25 protein-coding genes, 1 pseudogene and 1 riboswitch are annotated in these 25918 nt (G+C 36.0%); of the genes and pseudogenes, 5 read left to right on the top strand and 21 right to left on the bottom strand.

Annotated features, from left to right (window positions below; translation table 11 throughout):
* Window positions 1-13 precede the first annotated feature (13 nt).
* The 18 genes and pseudogenes from DN408_RS07480 to spoVFB form a co-directional block, all read right to left on the bottom strand.
* Window positions 14-799 (bottom strand): DUF3388 domain-containing protein, encoded by a 786-nt coding sequence (locus DN408_RS07480; protein ID WP_000574107.1) that lies wholly within the window; start codon window positions 797-799, stop codon window positions 14-16.
* 139 nt (window positions 800-938) lie between these two features.
* On the bottom strand, window positions 939-1187 hold the full coding sequence (locus DN408_RS07475) for a DUF3243 domain-containing protein (protein WP_000114449.1): 249 nt from the start codon (window positions 1185-1187) through the stop codon (window positions 939-941).
* Window positions 1188-1263: 76 nt separating this feature from the next.
* Window positions 1264-1977, bottom strand: a complete 714-nt coding sequence (gene ymfI, locus DN408_RS07470) for an elongation factor P 5-aminopentanone reductase (protein WP_002014593.1) — start codon at window positions 1975-1977, stop codon at window positions 1264-1266.
* Between the two features lie 117 nt (window positions 1978-2094).
* On the bottom strand, window positions 2095-3381 hold the full coding sequence (gene yfmH / locus DN408_RS07465) for an EF-P 5-aminopentanol modification-associated protein YfmH (protein WP_002014592.1): 1287 nt from the start codon (window positions 3379-3381) through the stop codon (window positions 2095-2097).
* A complete protein-coding gene (gene yfmF / locus DN408_RS07460; protein ID WP_002033691.1) occupies window positions 3382-4656 on the bottom strand; it encodes an EF-P 5-aminopentanol modification-associated protein YfmF in 1275 nt (424 codons plus the stop codon).
* Between the two features lie 210 nt (window positions 4657-4866).
* Window positions 4867-5826, bottom strand: coding sequence for an ABC transporter permease (locus DN408_RS07455; RefSeq protein ID WP_002066758.1), 960 nt, complete (start codon window positions 5824-5826; stop codon window positions 4867-4869).
* Window positions 5827-6885: an ABC transporter permease gene (locus DN408_RS07450; RefSeq protein WP_002088061.1), complete on the bottom strand. Its 1059-nt coding sequence runs from the start codon at window positions 6883-6885 to the stop codon at window positions 5827-5829.
* Window positions 6878-8410, bottom strand: a complete 1533-nt coding sequence (locus DN408_RS07445) for an ABC transporter ATP-binding protein (protein WP_002128712.1) — start codon at window positions 8408-8410, stop codon at window positions 6878-6880. Before DN408_RS07445 ends, DN408_RS07450 begins: the two co-directional genes overlap by 8 nt.
* A gap of 108 nt (window positions 8411-8518) precedes the next feature.
* Complete coding sequence (locus DN408_RS07440) at window positions 8519-9595, bottom strand: BMP family lipoprotein (RefSeq protein ID WP_002128714.1); 1077 nt, start codon at window positions 9593-9595, stop codon at window positions 8519-8521.
* Window positions 9596-9685: 90 nt separating this feature from the next.
* Window positions 9686-10411, bottom strand: a complete 726-nt coding sequence (locus DN408_RS07435) for a GntR family transcriptional regulator (RefSeq protein WP_002088063.1) — start codon at window positions 10409-10411, stop codon at window positions 9686-9688.
* Between the two features lie 233 nt (window positions 10412-10644).
* Window positions 10645-10746, bottom strand: a riboswitch (purine riboswitch).
* 203 nt (window positions 10747-10949) lie between these two features.
* Entirely contained in the window at window positions 10950-13334 is a 2385-nt protein-coding gene (locus DN408_RS07425; protein ID WP_002128718.1) for a DNA translocase FtsK, read from the bottom strand.
* Window positions 13335-13548: 214 nt separating this feature from the next.
* Window positions 13549-13752, bottom strand: coding sequence for a YlzJ-like family protein (locus DN408_RS07420; protein WP_002088064.1), 204 nt, complete (start codon window positions 13750-13752; stop codon window positions 13549-13551).
* Complete coding sequence (tepA, locus tag DN408_RS07415) at window positions 13749-14498, bottom strand: translocation-enhancing protein TepA (RefSeq protein WP_002014582.1); 750 nt, start codon at window positions 14496-14498, stop codon at window positions 13749-13751. Before tepA ends, DN408_RS07420 begins: the two co-directional genes overlap by 4 nt.
* Window positions 14499-14600: 102 nt before the next feature.
* The gene (locus DN408_RS07410) at window positions 14601-16271 is read right to left on the bottom strand and encodes a ribonuclease J (protein WP_002088065.1); all 1671 of its coding nucleotides are present in this window, start codon (window positions 16269-16271) and stop codon (window positions 14601-14603) included.
* A gap of 608 nt (window positions 16272-16879) precedes the next feature.
* Window positions 16880-17758, bottom strand: a complete 879-nt coding sequence (dapA, locus tag DN408_RS07405) for a 4-hydroxy-tetrahydrodipicolinate synthase (RefSeq protein ID WP_002014579.1) — start codon at window positions 17756-17758, stop codon at window positions 16880-16882.
* A gap of 11 nt (window positions 17759-17769) precedes the next feature.
* Window positions 17770-19002 (bottom strand): aspartate kinase, encoded by a 1233-nt coding sequence (gene dapG, locus DN408_RS07400; RefSeq protein WP_002088068.1) that lies wholly within the window; start codon window positions 19000-19002, stop codon window positions 17770-17772.
* A gap of 23 nt (window positions 19003-19025) precedes the next feature.
* Window positions 19026-20072 carry an aspartate-semialdehyde dehydrogenase gene (asd, locus tag DN408_RS07395; protein ID WP_147740039.1) on the bottom strand — a complete coding sequence of 349 codons (1047 nt, stop codon included), beginning with the start codon at window positions 20070-20072 and terminating at the stop codon, window positions 19026-19028.
* A gap of 149 nt (window positions 20073-20221) precedes the next feature.
* A pseudogene (gene spoVFB, locus DN408_RS31330) lies at window positions 20222-20410 on the bottom strand (dipicolinate synthase subunit B); the annotation flags it as partial.
* A 281-nt stretch (window positions 20411-20691) separates the two neighbouring features.
* Here spoVFB and DN408_RS07385 point away from each other — a divergent pair.
* The 5 genes from DN408_RS07385 to DN408_RS07370 all read left to right on the top strand — a co-directional run bounded on the left by DN408_RS07385 (window position 20692) and on the right by DN408_RS07370 (window position 24047).
* Window positions 20692-21642 (top strand): hypothetical protein, encoded by a 951-nt coding sequence (locus DN408_RS07385; RefSeq protein ID WP_147740038.1) that lies wholly within the window; start codon window positions 20692-20694, stop codon window positions 21640-21642.
* Window positions 21643-21652: 10 nt separating this feature from the next.
* A complete protein-coding gene (locus tag DN408_RS31325; protein WP_179957888.1) occupies window positions 21653-21802 on the top strand; it encodes a hypothetical protein in 150 nt (49 codons plus the stop codon).
* A gap of 32 nt (window positions 21803-21834) precedes the next feature.
* Window positions 21835-22386 carry a DUF7018 domain-containing (lipo)protein gene (locus DN408_RS07380; RefSeq protein WP_147740037.1) on the top strand — a complete coding sequence of 184 codons (552 nt, stop codon included), beginning with the start codon at window positions 21835-21837 and terminating at the stop codon, window positions 22384-22386.
* A 46-nt stretch (window positions 22387-22432) separates the two neighbouring features.
* On the top strand, window positions 22433-23248 hold the full coding sequence (locus DN408_RS31320; protein WP_235712290.1) for a hypothetical protein: 816 nt from the start codon (window positions 22433-22435) through the stop codon (window positions 23246-23248).
* Between the two features lie 67 nt (window positions 23249-23315).
* Window positions 23316-24047, top strand: coding sequence for a hypothetical protein (locus tag DN408_RS07370; protein ID WP_147740036.1), 732 nt, complete (start codon window positions 23316-23318; stop codon window positions 24045-24047).
* Between the two features lie 282 nt (window positions 24048-24329).
* Here the strand turns inward: DN408_RS07370 and DN408_RS07365 are convergent, their stop codons facing one another.
* From DN408_RS07365 to DN408_RS07355, 3 genes are read right to left on the bottom strand one after another with little or no spacing between them, the layout of a single operon-like run.
* Complete coding sequence (locus tag DN408_RS07365; protein WP_147740035.1) at window positions 24330-25394, bottom strand: N-acetylmuramoyl-L-alanine amidase; 1065 nt, start codon at window positions 25392-25394, stop codon at window positions 24330-24332.
* Window positions 25391-25630 (bottom strand): holin, encoded by a 240-nt coding sequence (locus tag DN408_RS07360; RefSeq protein ID WP_147740034.1) that lies wholly within the window; start codon window positions 25628-25630, stop codon window positions 25391-25393. Before DN408_RS07360 ends, DN408_RS07365 begins: the two co-directional genes overlap by 4 nt.
* Entirely contained in the window at window positions 25630-25866 is a 237-nt protein-coding gene (locus DN408_RS07355) for a hemolysin XhlA family protein (RefSeq protein WP_147740033.1), read from the bottom strand. The genes DN408_RS07360 and DN408_RS07355 overlap by 1 nt, the downstream gene beginning before the upstream one ends.
* Window positions 25867-25918 lie beyond the last annotated feature (52 nt).

Raw genomic sequence — 25918 nt, 5'->3', positions numbered from 1 at the left:
CCTCAATATTTCTTTAAAAGTCGAACATAGAGAAATTGTTTTGCGTACCTTGCTCAATTTCATCTACTAAATTATATTGAATTTCTTCATCATAATCGTTACGCAATTCGATAATATAATCAAAATCATCCAATGTGTATTCTGACTGACTCACAAACACATCCGGATGTTCCACAACTTTCGTTGCAGGCAATCTCATGATTTCACGAACGAGCTGCCAGTGTCTTTCATTTGCACGCTTTGTCGACACAATTCCATCTAGTATGAAAATATTATCGTCGCTATACTCATCTTCAATCAATTGGCTACGAACAGTTTGCTTAATGAGAGTAGATGATACGAATAACCATCTCTTATTTGCACAAACACTTGCGGCAACAATAGATTCTGTTTTTCCGACACGAGGCATTCCTCGTATCCCAATTAATTTATGACCTTCTTTTTTCATTATCTCCGCCATAAAGTCTACAAGCAATCCTAATTCATCACGCACAAATCGAAATGTTTTCTTATCATCTGCATCTCGTTGTATGTACCTACCATGTCTAACTGCTAGCTTATCTCTAAGCTTTGGCGGACGATATTTCGTTACCGTTATATTATCCATCGTATTTAAAATTGATTCAAGTCTAGAGATTTGTTCTTGATTATCACACATAAGCAAAAGTCCACGTCGTGCATTATCTACACCATTAATTGTGACAATATTGATGCCAAGCATACCGATTAACGAAGAAACGTCACCAAGTAAGCCAGGTCGGTTTTTATGTATTTCATATTCAAAATACCATTCAATCATCCAAGATCACTCCCCTACGCTTACTTTACACCTACGTACTATATTATATGATTTCACCTTAATAGGGAAGCTAAATGTATAATCTATTCCTCCTAATTACTATACAAAAAAAGTAGAGAGGAGAAGCTCCTCTCTACTTTTACTTATGTTGTACAAACTTCACCATTAAATTTGCAATTGTATGTTGCTCTTGTTCATCAGCAACTTTCCAAAGCTCAGACAATAATTTTTCTTGATCGTTGCGCGCTTCTACTTCATTTGCTAAATAATCACCAACACGAAATGCCATATCTGATACGGCACCACCATCAAGCCCTTTTCCCCCCGCTTGTTCTAAACGTTCTCCTAAAAAGCTCTTCCACTGATCAAAATTATCTAACACTGACATGTTTAAGCACCTCACTATTTTAGTAATAGAATCATGCTTAATTTGTACAATTTCTTGTTTTTTATGTAAGAATTTTTTAGCAATGCCAACCGCCATTCACTCCGATAATTTGCCCCGTAATATAAGAAGCTCCTGGCGAAACGAGGAATGATACTGTTTTTGCTACTTCTTCGGGTAGTCCTATTCTACCTAATGGAATATCTTCAGCAATTTCATTTTTATCATCTTCTGAAAATACATTTAACATTTCTGTTTCGATCGCACCTGGCGCTACCGCATTAACGCGCAATCCACTTAGAGAAACTTCTTTCGCTAAAGCCTTCACATATGAATTTTGTGCACCTTTCACCATTGAGTACAGCACCTCACAAGACGCTCCTATTTGCCCCCAAATGGATGAAATAACAACAACATTACCACTTCTCCGCCCGATCATCGGTGGAAGCGCCATCGATAAAAGTCTATATACACTCTTCACTTGAAGCTCCACCATATAATCTAATTCTTCATTCGTAACATCTGTTACTAATCCAAATATACTCTTTCCAGCTGCGTATACAATAACATCAATAGGATGTTCGATTTGTCCCCACAATTTCTCTGCTCCATCGATAGAAGCTAAATTTGCTTGCACAGGAATCACTGCATCAAACTCCTTTTGTAACCCCCTTATCTTCTCTTCGCTTTTATTGTAATGAATATAGACTGTATAACCATCCTCGATTAACTGCTTCGAAATAGCAGAGCCAATCCCTCCGCTTCCTCCAGTTACTAATGCATACTTTTTCATAAATTCCCTCTCTTATCTTTTTATGTATAAATAAATAATACCCTCATCTTACCATTTGGCAATAACCAAACGTTAGATGAGGGATATAGATACTGCGTTTTTTATTCACATATTACTTCATTTTTTTGGTAACACTTGGCAGACACTCATTTTCTCTTCAATTAATAATGTTTTTGCTGCTTGTTGTAGGTCTTGAACAGTTAATCCTTCTAACACTGTAAGAGCATCAAATAAACTAGATTCATTAAACGCATATCGTGTAAACTGATTTGCAATATATTCAGGTGAATTCAACGATCGTAAAAATCCGCCAATTTTCTTTTTCTTCACCCGTTCCAGCGCAGTCTCATCTAACTGATCATAATTCGTTTGTAGTAAAATACCTTTTAATCGCTCTGCCAATTCATCAGGGTGCTTCGTATCTCCACCAACCATTGCAAAACCGAAGTTATTTTCTTCTGTATAGTCATACGAGAACGAATCATCAATAAGACCTTCATTATATAAAGATTCGTAATGAACTGACCCTTTTCCAAATAAATAATCTAAAAGTAATGTAAGTGCAATTTCTTGTTTTAACAGAGCTTGCCCTTTTTCTTTTAAATTCGTTGCCTTAATACCAACTAAACATTTTGGAGTTTGAACAGGCATTGAAATAATCTTTTTCTTTTCATTTACTTCTTCTGGTTCCTCTTCAAAAGAGCGAACGATTTCTGGTTGATTTTCGTAATCTTTTTTCGCTTGATTTTCACGAACTAAATCCATTGTTTTTTCAGGATCAATCGCTCCAACAACAAATAATAACATGTTGCTCGGATGGTAAAAAGTCTCATAACATTCATACAGTAGGTCTTTTGTAATTTTACTAATGGACTCAATTGTCCCTGCAATATCAATTTTAATTGGATGTTTCACAAACAAACTATCGATTAACCCAAAGTATAAACGCCAGTCTGGGTTATCTTGGTACATTTGAATTTCTTGACCGATAATACCTTTTTCTTTTTCAACCGTTTTTTCAGAGAAATACGGTTCTTGTACAAAGTCTAACAACGTATTTAAATTTCTTTCTACATTTGATGTACAGGAAAAGAGATAAGCGGTTCTTGTAAAAGATGTAAAAGCGTTCGCTGAAGCACCTTGTTTACTAAACAATTGAAACGCATCATGGTCCTCTTTTTCAAACAATTTATGCTCAAGGAAATGAGCAATTCCATCTGGTACACGAGTCATGTCTTCTTTTCCAAGCGGTACAAATGTATTATCAACAGAACCGTACTTCGTCGTAAATGTTGCAAATGTTTTGTTGAAGCCTTGTTTCGGTAAGATATATACGTCTAATCCATTCGGAAGTTTTTCATAATATAGCGTCTCTTTTAATTGCTCATACACAATTTTCTCCATTTATTCTCCCTCCGTTCCATGTAAAAAGTAAATTGTATCTAGTTCAATATTATTAGCAACTTTCACAATCTCTTCTTTCGTCACGCTTTCTATGCCCGTTAGCCATTCTTCAACTGGACGCGTACGCTCTGAAATCACCCCGTGATAAAGCATTTCAACAAAACCACGTGGTGTATCAATTGCCTCTAAGATTTGATTTTGAATTACACTTTTCGTTTGCTGAATCTCTTCTTCTGAAAAATCACCGCTTTGCATTGCTTTCATCTGTTCTTTAATAATTTCAACAGCTTTTTCAAAGTTCTTCGCTTCAATTCCAGACATAACGAAGAGCAAACCTTTATGACTTTCAAATCTCGATGCTGCATAGTACGCTAAACTATTTTTTTCACGGACATTTACGAATAACTTCGAATGAGAAAACCCTCCAAATAATCCGTTAAACAATTGTAATGCAAAATAATCTTCATCTTTATACGTAATGAATGTGCGATAGCCGATATTTAATTTACTTTGCTTTAGTTCTTGTTTTTCAACAATTTCTTTTTCTTCATTATTTCGTTTATGAAGAAGTACATTTCTCTCTTTCATAGCGCGAGGTGAAATCGAAAAATACTTATTTACAAGCTCCACAGCATCTTCTGAAATATCACCAATGATATATAAATCCATTTCATCTTCAGCTAACACTTTTTGATAATATTGATACAAACTTTCATTTGTAATAGAAGCAACACTTTCTTTTTTTCCATTTGCACTTAAGCGATATGGTTCTACTTTGCACATTTCTGCAATTAAACGCTCGTTTGCATAACGCATTTTATCATCATAAGTAGCTTCAATTCGTTGCAAGAGTGCTCGTTTCTCACTTTCTACAATAGAAGATAGAAAACCGTCCCCTTCTGTTGCTGGATGTAAAACAATATCAGATAACATAGAAAGCGCTTTTTCAAATAACGGTGGTGCATCGCGTAAATATGTTTCATTTGCAATGTCTACATAAATAGAGATGATATGGTCTTCTCCTTTTTTACTTACATCTACCGCTAAAGAAGATCCATATAATTCTTCTAAATATTGACGAAGACGAATTACAGAAGGCAGTTTTTCTGTCGCACTTTGCAATACGTACGGCAATAGGGCACGCTCTGTCACCGTCTCCTCATTTAAAGGTGCTTTAAAACGAAATACAAAGGTATTTGTTTTAAATTTATCAGTCGGAATAATATGTACTCGCAAGCCACCTAATTCATGCAGTTGCTGTTCCATTAGTTTCATTAATAGCCCTCCTTTACGTATGTAGGAATATTCCTCTTCAATATACAGTTTTTAGAAATAAAAAATCAAATTTTCTTCCTTATTATGCTTACATTTGAGTCTTTCTAAAAACTTTAATATGTAAGGAACATAGTAAAATTCCATATTAAATATATTCTATGTAAAAAAGCCCGCACTAATGTGCGAGCTTTTTTTATACTTTCTAAATACTCATCGTTTTCCTTTTTCATAAGGCGTTCCTAATGCTTTCGGAGCTTCAGATCGGCCTACAAAACCAACGAGTGCTAATATTGTAAATACATACGGTAATATCGTTAAGAATACACTTGGAATTTCTTTTAATATAGGAATTGTACCACCTGTTATCCCAAGTGATTGAGCAAATCCGAAGAACAGCGCTGCTCCAAGAGCACCAAGTGGATTCCATTTACCAAAGATCATAGCTGCTAGTGCTAAGAAACCTTGTCCAGTAATTGTAGCACCTGAGAAGTTACCAGAAATCGACATTGCGAAGACCGCACCACCCACTCCTGCAAACATTCCAGATATACAAACTGCAATATAACGCATTTTATATACATTAATCCCCATCGTATCTGCTGCCATTGGATGTTCACCAACAGCACGAAGACGAAGACCGAACGGTGTTTTATAAATAATGTACCAAACAACAAATGCTAAAATAATGGCAATATACGACGTTAACGGTACATTTGAGAAAAAGATTTTCCCGATTACCGGAATATCCGAAAGTCCTGGAACATCGATTTTTTCAATTCGGTATTGAATAAAATCAGTCTGTCCTTTACCAAAGATTTTCTTAATCGCAAATACTGTTAAACCGAGAGCCAAAAAGTTAATCGCTACCCCGCTTACTACTTGATCCGCGCGGAATGTAATGGACGCTACTGCGTGAAGAAGTGCAAATAACCCACTACCAATAGCTGCAAATAATAGTGCAATCCAAGGAGTCATTGCTCCCCACGTATCACCCATTAATAACGTTGTAACGATACCAGTAAATGCACCAAATAACATTAAACCTTCTAAGGCTATATTTACAACCCCAGAACGTTCACTGAACACTCCACCTAACGCCGTAAAAATAAGTGGCGCTGCCGTATATAAAGTACCAGTCACAAGAATGGCTAAAATATCTATAAAGCTCATTTATTTCCCCTCCTTGCTCATGCGTGTAAGTGCCCAGCGTAAAACATAACTGCAAGCAACAAAGAAAATAATACATGCGATAATAACATTAATTAACTCAGAAGGTACATCTGCTTCAAAATTCATTTGCGGGGCTGCACTTTTCAAACCACCGAACAGTAAAGCCGATAATAATATACCAAACGGATTATTTCCTCCAAGAAGAGCTACCGCAATCCCATCGAATCCAATACCAGTAAACGATGTCATTGCCGTCATACTTTGGAATGTCCCTAGACCTTCCATTGCCCCACCAATTCCAGCAAAAGCGCCAGCAATTGTCATTGATAATACAACATTACGAGAGACTTTCATCCCTGCATATTGCGATGCATTTTGGTTAAAACCAACCGATTTCAACTCATATCCTAACGTAGTTCTATCTAATACGAACCACATTACAATAGCAATTAAAATAGCTACAACAATTCCCCAGTGCAAACGAGATCCATCTGTCAATGAAGATAGCCAATCAGAAGCTAATGAAGCACTCGCTTGTACATCATAAGATTTCTCATTACCTTCATGTATAAAACGTTTAATAAGATCATACGTAACATAAAGTGCAATGTAGTTCATCATAATTGTGACAATTACTTCATTTACTTTAAGCTTTCCTTTTAAATATCCAGGTATAAATCCCCATAAACCACCGGCAATCGCGGCTACTAAAATAGATAACGGAATATGCAAAAATGCTGGTAACGATACTGCATATCCAAACCAGACAGCGGCAAGCCATCCAACTAATAATTGTCCTTCTACCCCAATGTTAAAGAGACCTGTACGAAACGCAAATGCAACAGACAGACCAGCTAACACGAGTGGAATCATCGTACGTAGCGTCTCACCGATAGCCTGCGGATTTCCAACCATTCCTTCCCAAAGCGCTGCATACCCAACAATTGGATCATATCCACTAACTAACATTACAATGGCACCAACAAGTAAACCAAAAATAACGGATAATACAGGAACTAAAATGTTAATTGTTCGCTCCGTTAAAAATTTTTTAGCCATTTGTATTCACCTTCTCTTTCTCCGTTCCGCCAGCCATCAACAAACCAAGCTGTTGTTCATTTGTTTCTTTCGCATCGACAATTGCTACAATTTTACCTTCATATATAACAGCAACTCGATCACTTACATTTAAAATTTCATCCAGTTCTAGCGATAGAAGTAATACTGCTTTCCCATTATCTCTCTGCTCGATTAATTTTTTATGAATAAATTCAATCGCACCTACATCTAAACCACGTGTTGGTTGTGCTGCAATTAATAAATCTGGATTACGATCTACTTCACGTGCAATGATAGCTTTCTGCTGATTTCCACCTGATAGAGCACGCGCTAATGTTTGTTCGCTAGGCGTACGTACATCAAACTGTTCAATAAGCGCCTTTGCTTTCTCTGTGATTTTGCTAAAGTTTAAAATCCCCTTCTTTGAAAATGGATTTTTATAGTATGTTTGCAAAACTATATTGTCTTTAACAGAAAAATCAAGAACTAGCCCGTGTTTATGACGGTCTTCTGGAATATGACCTATTCCTTCCTCTGTAATTCTTCGAACAGGCCAATTCGTTATTTCTTTTCCTTTAATTGCAATAGAACCTGACTCAACTTTTCGTAAACCAGTAATCGCCTCTATTAATTCACTTTGACCATTTCCATCAATCCCTGCAATACCAACGATTTCTCCTGCACGAACAGTTAAGTCAAGGCCTTTTACAGCAGGTAATTGGCGTGCATCATGAACGACAAGATTCGCAACAGACAGAACCTCCTCTTTCGGTTTGGCCCCTATTTTTTCTGTTTTAAAATTCACTTGACGTCCGACCATTAATTCTGCAAGTTTATGTTCATCCATTTTCGCAACGTCAACTGTACCAATTCCTTTACCTTTACGAATAATTGTGCAACGATCGCAAACTTCCATAATTTCTTTTAATTTATGTGTAATAAGAATGATAGATTTTCCTTCTTGCACAAGCTTTTTCATAATTTGAATCAACTCATGAATTTCTTGAGGAGTTAACACTGCAGTCGGTTCATCGAATATTAAAATCTCCGCACCACGATAAAGCGTCTTTAATATTTCAACCCTTTGCTGCATCCCAACCGAAATATCTTCAATCTTTGCATTTGGATCAACAGCTAAACCGTACTGTTCAGATAATTGTTTAATTTCTTTTGCAGCCTCTTCAACAGCTATTTTCCCTTTTCTCTTCGGCTCATTTCCAAGAATGATATTCTCTGTAACTGTAAAATTATGAACAAGCATAAAGTGCTGATGGACCATCCCAATTCCAAGGTCATTTGCTATATTCGGATTTGTAATTTTTACAGGGGTTCCTTTAATTTTAATTTCGCCCTGTTCTGGTTGATACAAACCGAACAGTACATTCATCAACGTTGATTTCCCTGCACCATTTTCTCCAAGTAAAGCGTGTATCTCTCCCTGTTTTACTTGCAGCGTAATATCGTCATTCGCTACAATACCTGGGAATACTTTTGTAATATTGTTCATCTCAATTACGTATTCCATTTTGTTCCTCCTTCTAGCAGGGAACACTCCCCAATTACACTCTATTAAAAGTATTTTTATATATACAAAGGTTAGTTCTAAGAACTAACCTTTGCTATTGCTCTATCATTATTTCTTTAGAGCAGCTTCGTATGCTTTATATTCATCATCAGTCGCAGGTACTTTAATTTCACCAGCAGTGATTTTCTTCTCAAACTCTTCTATTTTTGTTAAAATTTCTGGGTTTACTTTTTTCACATTATCAGTTGTTTTCGCAATACCAACGCCATCATCTTTTAAGCCGAACTCTTCTACTTTACCGCCTTTTAACTTACCATCTTTCGCTTCTTGCGCTACTTTTGCTACTGCAACATCAACACGTTTTACCATTGAAGTTAAAGTTACGTTTTCAGGCATGCCTTCTTGATTTTGGTCACGGTCAACACCGATTACCCAAACATTTTCACCTTTTTTCTTACGGTTTTTCGCTTCTGTGAATACACCGTTACCAGTTGCACCTGAAGCATGGTAAATTACGTCAACGCCTTGACCGTACATTGCTGAAGCTAATACAGATCCTTTTTCTGGCTTATCAAATGCATCAGCATATTGTGATACAATTTCGATATTTGGATTTACTGCTTTTGCACCAGCTTTAAAACCTGATTCGAATTTTGTAATTAACGGACTCTTCACACCACCAACAAAACCAACTTTATTTGATTTTGTTGTCATCGCTGCTACAGCTCCAACTAGGAATGAACCTTCATGGTCTTTAAATGTAATACTTGTTACGTTCGGCTTCTTTACAACAGTATCTACAATCGCAAATTGCTCTTTTGGATACTGTTCAGCCACCTTTTCAATTGATTTTTCCATTAAGTATCCAATACCAAATGTTGTGTTATAATGATCTTTCGCAAATTTCGTTAAATTTGGAATGTAATCAGCATCTTTACTTGATTGAAGGTAACGATATCCTTCATTTTTCTTTAAATCGTTGTCTTTACCGAATTTTGTTAAACCTTCCCAAGCTGATTGGTTAAATGATTTGTCATCAACGCCCCCAACATCTGTAACCATACCAACCTTAAACTCTTTATCCCCTTTTTTGTCACTATCCGCTTTATCCGAGTTACCACATGCACCTAACACTGTACTTGCTGCTAACGTTAACGATAATAAAAGACCTGTTTTTTTCTTCATACTAGAAACCCCTCCTGAAATGTTTTGTCTAATGATTCATACGCTGCTGTCCCTTACTTCTTGCTGTCACCTCCCTAAAAAGGAACTTCCCTACATACGTTTTCTTAATACGTGGAAGCTAAACTTATCAGCTCTAAAGTAATTAATAGAATATAAGATTGGCTCATCATTTTGATCATAGTGCATTTGTTTTAAAACTAGCAGTGCCGTTTCAGGTTCACATTCTAAAATCGGTGAAATTTTCGGGTGATAACCAATCGGTTCAATGTGAGCAACTGCGTATGTGATACGCTTGTGCGTATTATTATGTATTACTGTAAGCAGCGATTCCTCATTGTATCCCGATAAATCTGGTAATATCTCTTTTGCCAGTTTATCAATGCAATATACAACTGGTTCCCCATCCGCTGTACGAACACGTTCAATCATTACTGCGCTAAAAGCATCTTCACAATTAAATTTCTCTTTTTCTTCTTCTGTTAAAGTTGTTGTAGATGATGATAAAAAGATTGTTCCTGGTGTTTTCCCCACACTAGAAATCATATCTGTAATACTAGAAAGTTGCTCTATTCCAGAAGAAAATAACGGCTTCGCATTTACAAATGTCCCTACACCATGTCTACGAATAACAACATTTTCTTCTTCTAAAATACGTAGTGCTTCCCTTAAAGTTGCCCTACTTACACCAAGTTCTTTCGCTAGATCAAACTCTGAAGGTAACTTTTGTTTTTCTTTGTAAGCCCCATCTTTAATTTTTCCTTTGATGTGATCAATCACCCGCAAATATAGGTGACGACTATCGGATTTTACTGACATAAGACTCCCCCGCATTTCAATTATTCGACCTCTGATGTAAGACTTCTTTTCTCTTTTTTCAACTTACAACATAGTATAAATTACTAAATACTAAAAATAAGCGTAATTATCGAATAAATATTAATAATTTTTCAAGATGAAATTTTCACACTTTATCCCATAAAAAAAACTTTGTACCATAAACATTTCTCATATAGAGAAAAAGTTCGGCACAAAGATTCCTTACATCCTTTGTTACACACTTTTCCCCTCATAGTCTAGCAATTCATGGTTGCCAGGTAGAAACTTATGGACCTTATCTCCAAGATTATATGAGGCAGTGATTCTTTTCGAAGTAATCTTACCACTTGCTCCCATATGTGTCAACAGAATTCAACATTTTTCTACATTGAATATCGAACGTTTTGAAAACCAAAACGATAAGCATTCGTATTCTAAAGGACCCTTAAAGATGTAAGCCCTTTCTTCGCCAGTGACTATAGTATATAACAAAAACAGCATATAAAAAAGCCTAATTGTAAAAACAATTAGGCTTTTTTTAAGAACTTTTTTCTTGCACATCTTTAATGAGTACTCCCCTTGGTTTACTACCTTCATAAGGACCTACTACACCATTCATTTCCATGGCATCAATTAAACGAGCTGCTCGCGTATATCCTACTCTAAATCTACGTTGTAACATAGAAACAGATGCTGTTTGCATTTCTACTACAAGCTGAACCGCTTCATCGTATAATTCATCTTCTACTTCCTGCTTTGTTTCAGGAACATCTTGTGGAATCATATCCTCTTGATATTGCGCTTTTTGCTGCGCAATAACAGATTCTACGACTCTCTCAACTTCATCATCTGATAAAAACGCCCCTTGTACACGAACAGGTTTCGATGCACCAATTGGTATGAATAACATATCTCCACGACCTAGCAACTTTTCTGCACCACCACCGTCAAGAATCGTTCGAGAATCTATTTGGGAAGATACAGCAAATGCAATACGCGATGGAATATTCGCTTTAATAACACCTGTGATGACATCAACTGACGGACGCTGAGTCGCAATAATTAAATGAATACCAGCAGCACGTGCCATTTGCGCTAAACGCATAATCGCATCTTCTACATCCGAAGAAGCAACCATCATTAAATCAGCTAACTCGTCCACAATCACTACAATATATGGTAATTCAGGTTGTTTCGCTTCCGATTGGCTATTATGTTCTTTAATATAATCATTATATCCTTCAATGTTACGCGTACCGCTATGCGCAAATAATTCATAACGACGCTCCATTTCACTCACAACTTTCTTCAAAGCCTGTGATGCTTTTTTCGGGTCAGTTACGACTGGTGTTAATAAGTGCGGAACACCGTTATATACATTTAACTCTACCATTTTCGGATCAATCATCATTAATTTTACTTCATGCGGTTTTGCACGCATTAAAATACTTACAATAATTCCATTAATACATACACTCTTTCCACTACCAGTCGCACCAGCTACTAATAAATGGGGCATTTTATTTAAACGTGCCAATACAGCCTCTCCTGTAACATCACGTCCAAGACCGATTAATAACTTCTCTTCTGGGTGGTTATTCGCCTTTGAATCAAGAACTTCTCTCAGCGTTACCATAGAAACTTCTGAATTCGGAACCTCAATCCCTACAGCTGATTTCCCAGGAATAGGTGCTTCAATACGAATGTCTTTCGCTGCTAAAGCAAGCGCTAAATCATCACTTAAACTAACAATTTTACTTACCTTTACTCCCATATCAGGATACACTTCATATTTCGTAACTGCAGGACCTCTATGTACTTTTGTTACTTTCGCTTTCACACCAAAACTTTGGAATGTACGTTCCAATTTACGAGCATTTTCATAAATTTCCGCATTTTCATTTGTAACTTGCTTATTTTGGGGAAACTTTAATATATCAAGCGAAGGAAGCTTATAATCTTTATTTTCCACATTAGAAAATTGTATAGGAGGTGCTTTCGTTTCACCTTCTAGCGATTCAACGATTTTTTCTCCTCGTTTCTTGTGAGGTTGTTCTTCTGGCGCAGGCGGAACTGCCTCTTCAATAAACGGAGGAGTAATTAAATCATTTTCTTCTATCTGCTTTTCCGTCTCTTCACGTACTGGATAATTCTCAGTAAAATTCGAAATAATTGGTGGACCAATTTCTATTTCTTCTACTGGCTCAATAGCTTCTTCTTGTTCAGCAACACGTTCACGCCTCTTGCTTCTTGTTGTTTTTTTCTTTTCAGTTTGCTCGGCGACCCTTTGAGATTTCCAATCTTTATAATCCCCTTGCATTACTTGAAACTGACTTCTAAGAATTCTCCCTATCGGAGCAAGTACTTCCCCAATATGTTTATTTGTTATACAAAGTATTCCAAGAATAACTAAAATAATTCCAATGATATATGCCCCTACTTCGTCAAATAAGAAGTAGCACGTTGCGAACATCAGTGCACCGAACATACCACCACCTAAATGAACACTATCCGGGCCCTTTTTCATTTCAAGGAAGAAGTAATCTTTTGTACTAACAATTACAGAAGTATTTTGCACAGCTCCATCTTTCGTAAGCAGGTTAAATAATGTAATATGACTAAACATTAATATTGCTAGTACAATTAAATAAACACCTATTAGCCGTTTATTTAAAAGGTTGGGCCATCCCCGCTTTATTACAAACGCAACAGATAAAGCTATTACACCTAACACACCTATTATGTACCACTCACCAAAGAAGAAGCGAAAAAATAACACAAACGATTTCCCTACAACACCTAGCTGTAAAATCGTAATAATCGAAAGTGCAAAAAGAGTCAACCCGACGATTTCATAATACAAAGTTGGCTTTATCGTACGTCTTGCCTTAGCCTTCGTCCCTCTTTGCTTTTGTTTTGCCATTTCTTCACCTCGTGTTCTAAAAATTAAGTACAACTTTCTTATAAAAAAGCTCTACTTACATGTCTTTCTCTCTATTTTTCAGGTCTTTATATCTTCTATTTTTACACTTCTTGTAAAATGTTAAATAAACAGAAGAAAGCAGCCTACTCATGGCTGCTCAACCGTCTTGTTTTTTATATTATACCATAGCTCCTAAACAAAATCCTTCTTTTTGCTAAAAGGTAATTTTCTGTCCAGGCTCAAACTCTAGGTAGTGAGACGGATTCGTACTTAATACACGTACAATAGAGTAACATTGATTATCCTCCTCAGAAACCACTAATTCCACGCCATTTATATTCACAACTTTTTGGCTTTCGCATTGTGAATAATCGGCCGGATACACAAGTTGCTCTGGCATAATTGTATATAAAATCATTGTAGCATTGTCCCTTCTGTACTATTATCCTTGCGTTCATCAATTAATTCGTTTAATTTTCGAAGTGCGCTACCAATACCACCGACACCATCTATAAGACCATACTTCACTGCATCTCCACCTATTACATTCGTCCCAATATCTCGCGTCAAATTCCCTTTTGCAAACATAAGCTCTTTAAAACGATCTTCCGTTACTTTCGAATGCTTTGTCACAAATCGAATGACTCGTTCTTGCATTTTATCCAAATACTCAAATGTTTGTGGCACACCTATAACAAGACCTGTTAAACGAATTGGATGAATTGTCATCGTCGCTGTTTCGGCAATAAATGAATAATCAGTTGAGACCGCAATCGGTACACCGATTGAATGCCCTCCTCCTAAAACAAGAGATACAGTTGGTTTTGAAAGCGAAGCCACCATTTCAGAAATCGCTAATCCAGCTTCAACGTCACCCCCAACTGTATTTAATATTAACAGTAAACCTTCAATTTTCGGATTTTGTTCAATCGCGACAATTTGCGGAATGATGTGTTCATATTTTGTTGTTTTATTTTGTGGTGGCAACTGAATATGACCTTCCACCTGCCCAACAATTGTTAAGCAATGAATACGCGATTCATTCATTTGTGGTACATTTGTCTGTCCAAGTTGCTGAATTTTCTCCACTATAGAAGCCTCTTTTGGAACTTCTTTCGGCTCAGCTTCTTTTTCTTCATTTGTATAACGATCACGTTCTGTCATATCGCATCCCCTTTCACTCGTATATAACTATTATTTCTTAAGTTATGAATTTCATTCGATAGGGTTAAAAAAGAAAAAGATCACCTGTAAAGGTGACCTTCTTTATACTTCCATAATAATCGGTAAAATCATTGGCTTTCTCTTCGTTTCTTCGTACAAGAACTGCCCTAATAATTCACGAATATTTTGTTTCAACATAGACCATTCAATTGTATATTCTTTAATTGATTGTTCAACAATCATACGTACAATATCTGTGGATCGTTCGATTAATGCTTCTGATTCACGAACATATACAAAGCCGCGTGAAATAATTTCTGGACCAGAGATTATTTTCTTTTCATCCTTACCAAGTGTTACAACAACAACTAAAATTCCATCTTGAGATAACATCTTTCTATCTCGAAGAACGATGTTACCGACGTCACCTACACCTAATCCATCAATTAAAACATTACCAGCTTGCACTTTACCAGCTAATTTTGCTTCATCGTCACCAAAAGCAATTACATCGCCTTTTTCTACGATAAAGATATTCTCTCTCGCAACACCTACATCTTCCGCTAAATACGCATGTGCTTTTTGCATACGGAACTCACCATGTACGGGTACAAAATACTTCGGCTTCATTAAATTTATCATCAGCTTTAATTCTTCTTGGCTACCATGACCTGAAACGTGAACTTTTCTTTCACCGTAATAAATAACCTCAGCACCAGATCTAAATAACAAGTCAATAATTTTTGATACAGATACTTCATTTCCTGGAATTGGAGAAGCTGCAATAATAACAGTATCACCTTTACGAATTGAAATTTGTTTATGAGCTTGTTTCGCCATTCTAGAAAGGGCTGCCATCGGTTCCCCTTGACTACCAGTCGTTAAGATGGCTACCTTTTTTTCCGGGAAATTGTCTATTTCTTGTAATGAAATAACCATACCTTCTGGAACATCTAAATAACCAAGACGTCTTGCAATATCTACCACTTTCACCATGCTACGTCCTACTACCGCTACTTTCCTTCCAGTTTCAGCAGCTGCATCAAACACTTGTTGAATACGGTGTACATTGGAGGCAAATGAAGCAACAATAATACGCCCTTCTGAACTATAGAATACTTTAGAAATCTCTATACCAACTTCTTTTTCCGAACCTGTATAACCAGGACGTTCAGCGTTTGTACTATCAGATAACAAGCAAAGTACGCCTTCATTTCCAATTTGCGCCATTTTTCCAAGATCTGCTCCACTATTTCCGATTGGAGTTTGATCAAATTTAAAGTCTCCTGTATATACTACAGCACCTTTTGATGTATGGAAACAAACACCCACAGAATCCGGAATACTATGTGTCGTTCCGAAGAATGACACATTTGTTGAATTAAACTCTACTGTTGAATTCGAGTCAATTGTTTTTAAGTCTACACGGCCTAACATTCCTGCTTCGCCAAGCTTTTCTTGTATAAGTCCTACCGTTAATTTCGTCGCATATACTGGAATAGATAATTTACGAAGCACATAAACAATTCCACCAATATGATCTTCATGACCATGGGTAATAAATAGTCCTTTTACTCGCTCTTGATTTTCTACTAAATATGTAATGTCAGGAATAACAATATCAATCCCAAACATTTCATCTCCCGGGAACATCAATCCGGCATCTACAATAAAGATTTCAGAATCAATTTCAACACAGTACATGTTTTTTCCGATTTCACCTACTCCGCCAAGAGCAAATACTTTAACAGACTCATTCTCTTTTCTCTTCATGTTGTTGCCTGGTTTAAAAATCTTGCAAACACTGATTTCACTAAAATTGCAGAGACACCAGGGGAAACTCTACAACCACCATATATTCACCGTCCAAGACGAATGTCCTTACCGTTATGCGATATCATGTCCTTGTTAATTTTTTAAACCAGGTTTCACCTCTCTTTCATTATATAAATCAAATATCTTATTCGATATGATATGAAAATTTCATTAAATCTTAATTTTTACCAATTTTGCTAAGCATACCCGTACTAAGCTACTTAGCCATATTATAACTGATACAAGAAATAGAACACAAGTTAAATTATGCGAAAGACAAGAGAAGACATTAAAATGAGATTATAATTTAAGAGGGCAAAATTCATATCAGTTTTACTATTTTCCCTACGTAATAAGAGTTTGATGGAAAAATATTCATGTAAATTCTTTACATAAACATGAAACGATATTCACTAAAAAAATCTTATCTCTGTAATCAGTTTCTTACTAATTCTCCCCCCTGCCACCCCCTTCTTATTACAGCCTATTAACTATAGCTAATTTTCATCACTTACATATAGTTAGTCAAAATAAAAATGACCTAGTTTCACACTAGGTCATTTTTATTAACGAGGAATAGATTGCATTACGGATTGTAACGTTATTCTTTCTTCTTCCGTTAATGGAAGAAGTGGCAAACGTACAGAACCTACATCTAATCCCACCATTTGTAATGCTGTTTTTACTGGTGTTGGGCTCGGCGCCATAAATAGTGCATCCGTTACTTTTACTAGTAATTGATGTAATTTCTGCGCTTTTTTAAACTCTCCAGCTTGGAATGCAGCAATCATTTCTTGCATTTCATTCCCGATAACATGAGATGCTACAGAAACAATACCTTTTGCTCCAATTGCCATAGCTGGTAATGTTAAACCATCATCACCGCTGTATACTGCAAAGTCGTCCGCTGTTTTTTCAATGATTTCTGTCATTGTTAATACATCGCCACCTGCATCTTTAATCGCAACAATGTTTTCTATTTCTGATAAACGAACAACTGTATCAACGGAGATTTGTACAATAGATCGTCCTGGAACATTATATAGCATTACCGGAAGCGGAGTGCTTTCAGCGATTGTTTTAAAGTGCTGGTACATCCCTTCTTGACTCGGTTTATTATAATACGGTGCCACTAGCATAACTGCATCAACACCAACTTCAGTTGCCTTTTTTGTTAAATCGACAGAAGCATGCGTATTATTGCTACCTGTTCCAGCGATGACGGGCACCCTTTTATCGACAACAGATACGACATGGCGATATAACGCTACTTTTTCTTCTGATGTTAATGTAGGAGATTCTCCAGTCGTCCCTCCTACCACGATTGCTGTTGTACCGTTATCAATTAAATAATTTACCAATTTCGTTGTCTTTGCAAAATCGATATTACCATTTTTATCAAACGGTGTTACCATCGCGGTTGCAATTGTCCCAAAATCTATCATGATCTCACTCCTTATTGTTCCAGTTGCTTTTCTTTTGAAAGCTCAAATGCACTATGTAATGCATTCACAGCCTCCACTAAATCGGCTTCTTTTACAAGAACCCAAATTGTCGTATGACTATCTGCTGATTGCAGAATTTGAATACCTTTTTCCGCTAAAGCTGTGACAATTTTCGCTGTAACCCCTGGAATACCTGCCATTCCAGCACCAACGATAGAAACCTTCGCACAATGCTCTGTCACCACTGGATCATATCCAAGTTGCTTTAAAACCTCAACTGCACGCGCTGATACACTATCCTTTACTGTGTAAGCTACACCAGTAGGAGAAATGTTAATTAAGTCCACACTAATCCCTTCATTAGCCATTTCTTTAAACACGTGTTGTTGTAAATCATATGCAGTTTCTTTTGCAAGCACTTTAATTTGCGTTACGTTTGACACATGGGCAATCCCTGTAACAGGACGTTCTTCTACATCCTGCCCTTTTGTAGCACCATCATATGCCGCAATAAGCGTACCTTCACTATCAGAATACGTAGAACGTACTCGAAGTGGTACTTTTGCATGCATCGCAATTTCAACCGCACGTGGATGAACAACTTTCGCACCCTGATAAGCCATGTTACAAATCTCGTTATATGTTACAGTTTGAAGATGACGTGCATCTTTTACGATACGAGGATCCGCAGTCATAACACCTTCAACATCTGTGAAGATATCGATATATTCAGCATGAAGCGCAACACCTAATGCTGAAGCTGAGGTATCACTACCTCCGCGTCCAAGTGTTGTCGTATCTCCATTTTTCGTTTGACCTTGGAATCCAGTCACGACGATAACATCTACATTTTGTAACTCTTCATGTATACGATCGCAATTCATTTCAATAATCTTAGCATTCGTAAAGTCATTATTCGTTACAAAACCAGCTTGCGCACCATTTAATGCTGCTGCTTTTATACCATTCTCATTCAACATGTTAGAGAAAACAATTGCTGAGATTAATTCTCCGCATGATAATAATAAATCTTGCTCACGTTTAGAAATATTAGGTTCCTCTTGATTTACAAGACTTAATAACGTATCAGTTGCATACGGTTCACCTTTACGGCCCATTGCTGATACAACAGTAACTACTTTATAACCAGCAGCTAACGATTTTTTTATATGGTGAAGCGCATGCTTGCGCCCATTGTCATCACGTACTGATGTACCACCAAATTTTTGAACAATAATTTTCATATTTTGCACCTTCTCTTAGCCGTTTACACTAATTGTAATTTTACTAAGCGCTCTGCAATTTGAACAGAATTCCATGCAGCGCCTTTTAATAAGTTATCAGATACGACCCAAAGGTGGAATCCTTTATCATTATTTAAATCTTTACGGATTCTTCCAACGAATACTTCATTTTTACCTACTGCAGTAGCTGGCATTGGATATAACTGCTCTGCTGGATTATCTTGCAGTACAATACCTTCTGCATTTGCAAGTAAGTTTTTCATTTCTTCTACTGTTACGCCTTCTTTATCTACTTCAATGTATACAGACTCGGAATGACCCGATACAACTGGTAAACGTACACATGTCGCAGCTACTTCTAATTCAGGCATATGCATAATTTTTTTCGTTTCATTAATCATTTTCATTTCTTCGAATGTAAATCCATTATCTTGGAATTTATCAATCTGTGGAATAGCATTAAAAGCGATTTGGAAATGCTTTTCGTCACCTGATACAGGTAAAACATTCGCCTTTACTTCTTCGCCATTTAAGATTGCTTGTGATTGTTCATGAAGTTCTTCAATAGCTGCCGCACCAGCACCTGATACAGCTTGATATGTGGAAACGATTACTCGTTTTAAACCATATTGCTGGCGAACTGGCTCAAGAGCTACTACCATTTGAATTGTAGAACAGTTTGGATTTGCAATAATACCATTATGTTCTTTTAAATCATTTTCATTTACTTCAGGTACAACAAGTGGCACGTTTTCTGTCATACGGAATGCACTTGTATTATCAACAACAATTGCACCGCGCTTTGCTGCTTCTGGCGCTAATTGTTTCGATACAGATCCACCTGCACTAAATAGTGCAATATCTACTCCTTCAAAACTTTCAGGAGTTGCCTCTTGAACTATAAATTCTTCGCCTTTAAATACAAGTTTCTTACCTGCAGATCGTTTAGATGAAAGTAACGTTAACTTCCCAATTGGAAATTCTCGTTTCTCTAAAGTATTTAACATTTGTTCACCAACTGCGCCGGTTGCTCCAACTACAGCGACATGAAAAGTTTTTTGCTTTTCCATCACTATGCCCCTTTCTAGATACCAATCCTTCTATAACTTAGAATTAGAAGGAGCTTACAATGCCCCCTCTAATCTTAATAACGTTAATTTTATCATATTCTACAGTAAGAATGATGGTTTCAACAAAAATTGTACGTTTTTTTCGTTTTTTAATTCATATATCTGAATTTTTCTACAACAACAGGTTGTAATTGTTTTCCTTGTAGCGCTTCCAATACTGTATCTTCAAGTAACTCCATACGAGCTACCATTGAGTTCGGTTTTTTCTCTGGTGCATCTTGGCCAAATGGTACGAAGTAGATGTCTTTTGTAGCCATTAGGCGCATTAGGTTGACGCCAACAGGGTGATGACAATATAAATATTTCTTTTTTCTTCTATTATATGTCCATTTCGCAGACTGTAAATTTATTTTCATTTCCATACATGTCTATCATACTCTTCATTAATACAATAACTCATCCAAAGGGATTGTAAGTGGCTTAATGGACAAGTTTTTTGAATGTGGGTTTATGCGAGCTTAAGAAAGTATACATTAGATTTTTTACAATAATTATGTAACTCAACCATTTATTCCTGTTATAATTATATTTTGATTTACATATATAAGGAGGTTTTTATTTGTTTACTGCATTAATGTTTTTGTTTTTATTAGTGTCAATACTATCAGTAATTGCACTAATTATAGGTCTGATCAAACCAGGAAAGGTCCTTCGTTTTGGCAACACAAAAACAAGAGGTCGAGTTATATTAATTTTCTTGCCGGTATTATTCATTTCGTTTATTTTAGCAAGTGTGTTTGCTAGCAAGTCGATAACTCCAGAAGAACGAGTTGCAATTGATAAAAAAAGAGCTGAAGAAAAAGTATTAAAAGAAAACCAAGAAAAAGAAAAAATTGAAAAGGAAAAGAAAGCTAAAGAACAAGAGAAAAAAGCACAGGAAAAAGAAGAACAAGAAAAAGCTAAACAAGCTAAAGAAGAGAAAAAGGCTGCTGAAGAAAAACGCAAACAGGAAGAAGCACAACAGAAAGCTGAAAAAGAAGCTAAAGAAAAAGCCGAAGCTGAAGAAAAAGAGAAACAACAAAAAGAAAAGAAAGAATCTACACCAGATAAGGAAAAACAATTATCCGCTACACAATCAAATAAAATTTCTGTTAAAGCTGGTCTAGGTGATACAGAAGAAAACTTTATAAAAGAATACGGTTCAAATAAAGGGTCCGCTTCAATCACTAGATTTGCAAACGATTATATTATAGCAATGTTTTTAGAAGGTAGAGCAAATAATATCACCCTTCAATTTTCCCAATCTGGAAAACAAAGCCGTTCATTATCCGATGTCATGACAGAAGTAAAAAGTATACTTCCAGTCGATGTCATAGAGAATGGACGTTATACAGATGCTCAAGATCCAGAAAGAGAAATCTTTACATTTACTAGTGAAATATTGAAAAATAGCGTTCCTGAAACTGCATTCTTAGGTGATGAACCTGGGACATGTATGGCTATTATTCGAAAAGGATTAGATGAAGAATATATTTCTGCGGTTATCGCTTTAGGTAATAGTAATCCATAAAATGGAGACTATGCGTGAAGGTATTGAGTTGACATTATCAAACGTAGACGATAAAACGCATAGTGATTATTTAAAAGGAACATCTACGATAACTAAAGCACTTTCTTCTCATGCAGATGCCTTACATGAGTTGGTTCAAGTAACGAAGAGTCCTAACTAGGGAAACAAATAATATCACAAGGTGGATACATAATGAAAGCAACGAAACTCATAGCATTAACAGTTCCAGTTCTATTATTGTTCGGTTGTGGAGTAGGAGATAAAGATTCTACTCCTAAGACTCAAGATACATTTAAGAAGAAAGTCGTATTATCAGAGAAACAGTATCCAAACTATATTTGCGAACAGATGGTAGAGTTTCAGTTCGTCAAGAAAGATGGATATCTAATCAATATGGGAGAATTTATTAAAGACGATAGTAAGACAGATGTCATTTTAGATTCTGTAGACGAGTTAGAGGAAACTGTAAAAGCTATTGAAAACATAGAAGCGCCTGCTAAGTTTCAAGACCAACAAAAAGTCATGTTAAAAGGTGCGTCAGAACTAAGAAAAGGGTTAGATTTAATAAGAGAAAGCAGCAAGAAAGATAAAGACAGTTTTAAAGAATCAGTAGCAAAACTAATGGAAAACCTATCAGTAGCAGATTTAGACTATTGGGAACCAACTACGAAGGAATTGTCTAAGTATGATCCTGATGCCTACGGTAAAGCACTTGATAAATTAATGAAAGAACATGCAAAATAATATAGTAACATACAAATCATTCAATTCACTAAGGGGTAATATAAAAATGAAAGCAAAGAAACTATTAACATTAGCTTTACCTATCATGTTATTATCGGCCTGTACACTAGACACATACGGACTTACACAAGCAGAGTTTAGAAAGGTAGACAAAGAGTTTAAAGCAGATAAAATGATTAAAGATATGAAACAACTACATTATAGTGATGAGCAAATTGAAGCACAACTAAGAGGTGCATTGTCTCAACTAGAATATGAAGAGAAGCAAAGAAATGGTGAGAATACAGAAAGTGAAACAGAGGAAGATAAGCAAGAAGAAAAGAAAAAGGTGAAGTCATCTATCTATGTTTCTGCAACAGACTATGTGGATTTTATGTTTAGGGAATTAGTAACCCTTAAAGACGAGATAAGAACCTTAAATAAGGAGTCAAAGGCAATTTCAGAAGGTCGATATGAGGGCGCACCAAAGGATACCGTAATGCGTATTAGTAGTCAGTTAGAAGAATTAGAAAGAGTTGACGTACCTAAAAAGTATGCAGACTATAACTATGAAATCAAAGAAGGTATAGAGAGTATGCAAAACTATATACCTAAGTTAGAAAAAGCAGTTGATAATTATGAAGAATCTAGTGACGATAAAAAGAAAGTAAAAAAAGAAGAAGTAGACAAGGCTATAAAAGGGTTAGAAAAGGATATGCAAAAATGGGAACCTTTCTTTGCTGATATGAACGATAAAGACCCTACCGCATTGAAACGAGCAATTAATGAAAAATACGATGGTAGCAAGAAAGATCTTGATTCATTTGTAGAAGATACATCAAGCACAACAGACGAGTCAATTGACTATACACCAAAGAAATAAAAGACTCTACTTGTATGTTTGAACTAAATAATAAGTAGAGGTTATAAATATAAAAGGGGTATGAGGTATGAAAGCAAAGAAACTAATATGTTTAGCATTTCCACTTATATTAGTAGCAGGAGTAGGATGTTCTAAAGATAATGCAGAAGAGAAGCAGACTGATAATGTAAAAGTTGAAGATTCAAAGGATACGAAGCAATCGGATACAGTAAAGCCACGAGAAGAAGATTTCATGAAGATTGTAGATGCAGAAATAGATAAAGCATACAAAAGAAAAGAGACAAAAAATAAAAGTAATGACAAAGTGGTCAAAGAAGAAGTTAAAGAAGAAACTAAGATGGTAGCAAGTGAAGAAGAAAATGCAAATAGAACATTAGCTGAAGAACGAGCAAGTGATGATAAACAAATAATAAGAGAGGTTAATCCTCCTGTAACATTAAAACAGTATAAAGAACAGATTGAAACACAAACTAAACAATTCATAGATGCACTTCAGGCTACAAAACCAATAGTTGAAAAAGATAAAACATTGAAAACGAATAAAGAGGAATTAAGAAAGCAGTTTAAATTAGTTCAAGAACAAGGTATGAAGATAAAAGAACTTGACCCACCTACAGAGTACAGTTATTTCAGAGAGGCATTAAGTGACGATATGAAAGTAATTGTATTATCAATAGAAGGGGCATTTGAAGGGTTAGATGCAAATGATAATGCAAAGACTGAATCTAGTTTAAGCTCTATGTATCACGGTTTAGGATACCTTGAAATGACATTAGACGAAATAGCAAAAACAGAGTAGTAAAATCTATTAAATAGGCTAGATGAAATCAGAAAAGGATTAGATTTGAGAATGATGATCCAAAAGGTAAAGTATTAAATTTTGTTGAAGTTAAAGAGAAGAAATAATACATACTTGATATATTATTTAATTTAGGGGGCATCTCCATGAAGGTTGTTCGCTCTATATTTAAAACTTTTCGTTTAGTAGGTTTAATTGTAAAGCCAGTACTTAAAGCATTATCTAAAAGTAAATTCTAATTACATAGCAATAAAAAAAGCCGTCAAATGACGGCTCTTGTTTTTACTTCACATACACATAGGCTTCATTTGCTGTTACATAGTATGTTTTACCCTGGCTGTTGTGTACTTTATATTGTGACGATCCATTGACATTTATTTTCGCATCAATTGTGAATCCTAACCCTGCATCCACAGAACCAGCAACATCTTTATCCTGCCAAGATGGAGCATCATAGAAACGTAGCTTATTAACTTTAGAAACAACACGCTTTCCTACAATAGATGAGTCCACTGTACTTTTCTTATCAAACTTCACATAAGAAGAATCGTATTTAATCCATTGCTCTCCGCCAAGATTCAGCCAGCCGTCTTTTTCAGCCCACACAATATATGATTCTGGTTTGTTTAACTGGCGAATTTTAGAATAGCTTGTATCTGGTCCTTTACGTAAATTAACGTTTTTACCCTCAATATAAGCAATACCATCTGTTACAGCTGTTGGTACTTTTTCTGGCTTAGAGGGCTTTTCTGAAACAGTAACTTCAACATTAGAATTATTGTATGCTCGTTGTACATCAGCACGGAATTGGGCTTCTGATACACCGTGGCTACGTAAATAATCAAGCGGATCTTCATGATCTGTTCCACCAAGGTATTTTGTCACATCATAATGAGTCCATAATCCTTTTTCTACAGATAATCCTCGATCTCGCAAGATTTTAGCTAGTAATTTTACATATTTATCATAGCTGCGTTTAAACTTCTCATAATCTCTTGTTTCACAAAGCTCTACGTGTACAAAACGTTTATTCGCACCTGGCCCTGCACCATAAGCAATGTATTTTGTATCAGCAATCTGAATTGTTTCATTCCAATCAACTGCATAATGAACAAAAGCTGAACGCCATGTACGAGACTCATATTTTTGAATGTTAATAGCTGGCGCTTCTGGAGTTGCTGTACTATGCGCCACAACACCCTCATAAGCACCTACACCATAACGGTATGGTTGTTTTGGTAAATCAGGAATAATAAGCGTTCTATCGGCAAAAGCACTTGTTGCAAAAGAACCAGCAAGTGCTAGAATCATAAGAAATGAGGTAACATGTTTCATTGTCTTTTTCATTTAGCATCAACATCCTTTTTCATAATTTTTGTGTGGTCAAATAATCCACTTGCTGATAGTCCAATGATGATTCCTTGAAATACATTTGCTTTGATATCTCCGTCCAAAAATAAAACGCCTAGCACAATGCCAAGCGTTAAATTCAATAACGGAACATATTTTATTTGTAATCCAATTGTTTTTGCAATCTGTGAAAGACCAACTACAATTCCAATCATTACAGTAATCTCAATCATTACATACCACCTCCCTTCAACAATAAACCGATAAGTGCTGTTACGATTGCACCAATAATGATACGGAGAATCCAGGTAGTATTGGCGCTAATCTTCTCAAGCTGTTTGTTTATATTCACAATGTCCTTTTCATTGACAGTGGTACGTGTTTCTATGTTTCGGATATCGCGCTGCATATCCTTTTGATCTGACTTAATTTGTTGGATCTCTTGCTTTAAATCTTGAATTTCTTGCATTGGTTCGACTCCTTTTCTAAAAATTAAAAAGCCTGCTATAAGCACGCTTTGA

Origin of the sequence: Bacillus sp. AR13-1 (genome assembly GCF_008042285.1) — a bacterium.
In the GTDB taxonomy this organism is placed as follows: Bacteria; Bacillota; Bacilli; order Bacillales; family Bacillaceae_G; genus Bacillus_A; species Bacillus_A mycoides.
This window is presented reverse-complemented; position numbering and strand designations above follow the sequence as displayed.

Bases quoted from the DNA above. Each gene is read 5' to 3' on its own strand.
- tepA (WP_002014582.1), bottom strand. From the start codon at position 14,498: ATGACAGAACGTGATCGTTATACAAATGAAGAAAAAGAAGCTGAGCCG.
- DN408_RS07380 (WP_147740037.1), top strand. From the start codon at position 21,835: ATGAAAGCAACGAAACTCATAGCATTAACAGTTCCAGTTCTATTATTG.
- yfmH (WP_002014592.1), bottom strand. From the start codon at position 3,381: ATGGAGAAAATTGTGTATGAGCAATTAAAAGAGACGCTATATTATGAA.
- DN408_RS07370 (WP_147740036.1), top strand. From the start codon at position 23,316: ATGAAAGCAAAGAAACTAATATGTTTAGCATTTCCACTTATATTAGTA.
- DN408_RS31325 (WP_179957888.1), top strand. From the start codon at position 21,653: ATGCGTGAAGGTATTGAGTTGACATTATCAAACGTAGACGATAAAACG.
- DN408_RS07365 (WP_147740035.1), bottom strand. From the start codon at position 25,394: ATGAAAAAGACAATGAAACATGTTACCTCATTTCTTATGATTCTAGCA.
- ymfI (WP_002014593.1), bottom strand. From the start codon at position 1,977: ATGAAAAAGTATGCATTAGTAACTGGAGGAAGCGGAGGGATTGGCTCT.
- DN408_RS07410 (WP_002088065.1), bottom strand. From the start codon at position 16,271: ATGAAGAGAAAAGAGAATGAGTCTGTTAAAGTATTTGCTCTTGGCGGA.
- DN408_RS07360 (WP_147740034.1), bottom strand. From the start codon at position 25,630: ATGATTGAGATTACTGTAATGATTGGAATTGTAGTTGGTCTTTCACAG.
- DN408_RS07475 (WP_000114449.1), bottom strand. From the start codon at position 1,187: ATGTCAGTGTTAGATAATTTTGATCAGTGGAAGAGCTTTTTAGGAGAA.
- DN408_RS07420 (WP_002088064.1), bottom strand. From the start codon at position 13,752: ATGATTTTATATACAATTATGCCAGAGCAACTTGTGTATCCGGCCGAT.
- DN408_RS07455 (WP_002066758.1), bottom strand. From the start codon at position 5,826: ATGAGCTTTATAGATATTTTAGCCATTCTTGTGACTGGTACTTTATAT.
- DN408_RS07480 (WP_000574107.1), bottom strand. From the start codon at position 799: ATGATTGAATGGTATTTTGAATATGAAATACATAAAAACCGACCTGGC.
- dapA (WP_002014579.1), bottom strand. From the start codon at position 17,758: ATGATAGATTTTGGGACAATTGCAACCGCGATGGTAACACCGTTTGAT.
- DN408_RS07450 (WP_002088061.1), bottom strand. From the start codon at position 6,885: ATGGCTAAAAAATTTTTAACGGAGCGAACAATTAACATTTTAGTTCCT.
- DN408_RS07445 (WP_002128712.1), bottom strand. From the start codon at position 8,410: ATGGAATACGTAATTGAGATGAACAATATTACAAAAGTATTCCCAGGT.
- DN408_RS07425 (WP_002128718.1), bottom strand. From the start codon at position 13,334: ATGGCAAAACAAAAGCAAAGAGGGACGAAGGCTAAGGCAAGACGTACG.
- DN408_RS07435 (WP_002088063.1), bottom strand. From the start codon at position 10,411: ATGTCAGTAAAATCCGATAGTCGTCACCTATATTTGCGGGTGATTGAT.
- yfmF (WP_002033691.1), bottom strand. From the start codon at position 4,656: ATGAAACTAATGGAACAGCAACTGCATGAATTAGGTGGCTTGCGAGTA.
- DN408_RS07440 (WP_002128714.1), bottom strand. From the start codon at position 9,595: ATGAAGAAAAAAACAGGTCTTTTATTATCGTTAACGTTAGCAGCAAGT.
- dapG (WP_002088068.1), bottom strand. From the start codon at position 19,002: ATGAAAATTATTGTTCAAAAATTTGGTGGTACATCAGTACGTGATGAC.
- DN408_RS31320 (WP_235712290.1), top strand. From the start codon at position 22,433: ATGAAAGCAAAGAAACTATTAACATTAGCTTTACCTATCATGTTATTA.
- DN408_RS07355 (WP_147740033.1), bottom strand. From the start codon at position 25,866: ATGCAAGAAATTCAAGATTTAAAGCAAGAGATCCAACAAATTAAGTCA.
- asd (WP_147740039.1), bottom strand. From the start codon at position 20,072: ATGGAAAAGCAAAAAACTTTTCATGTCGCTGTAGTTGGAGCAACCGGC.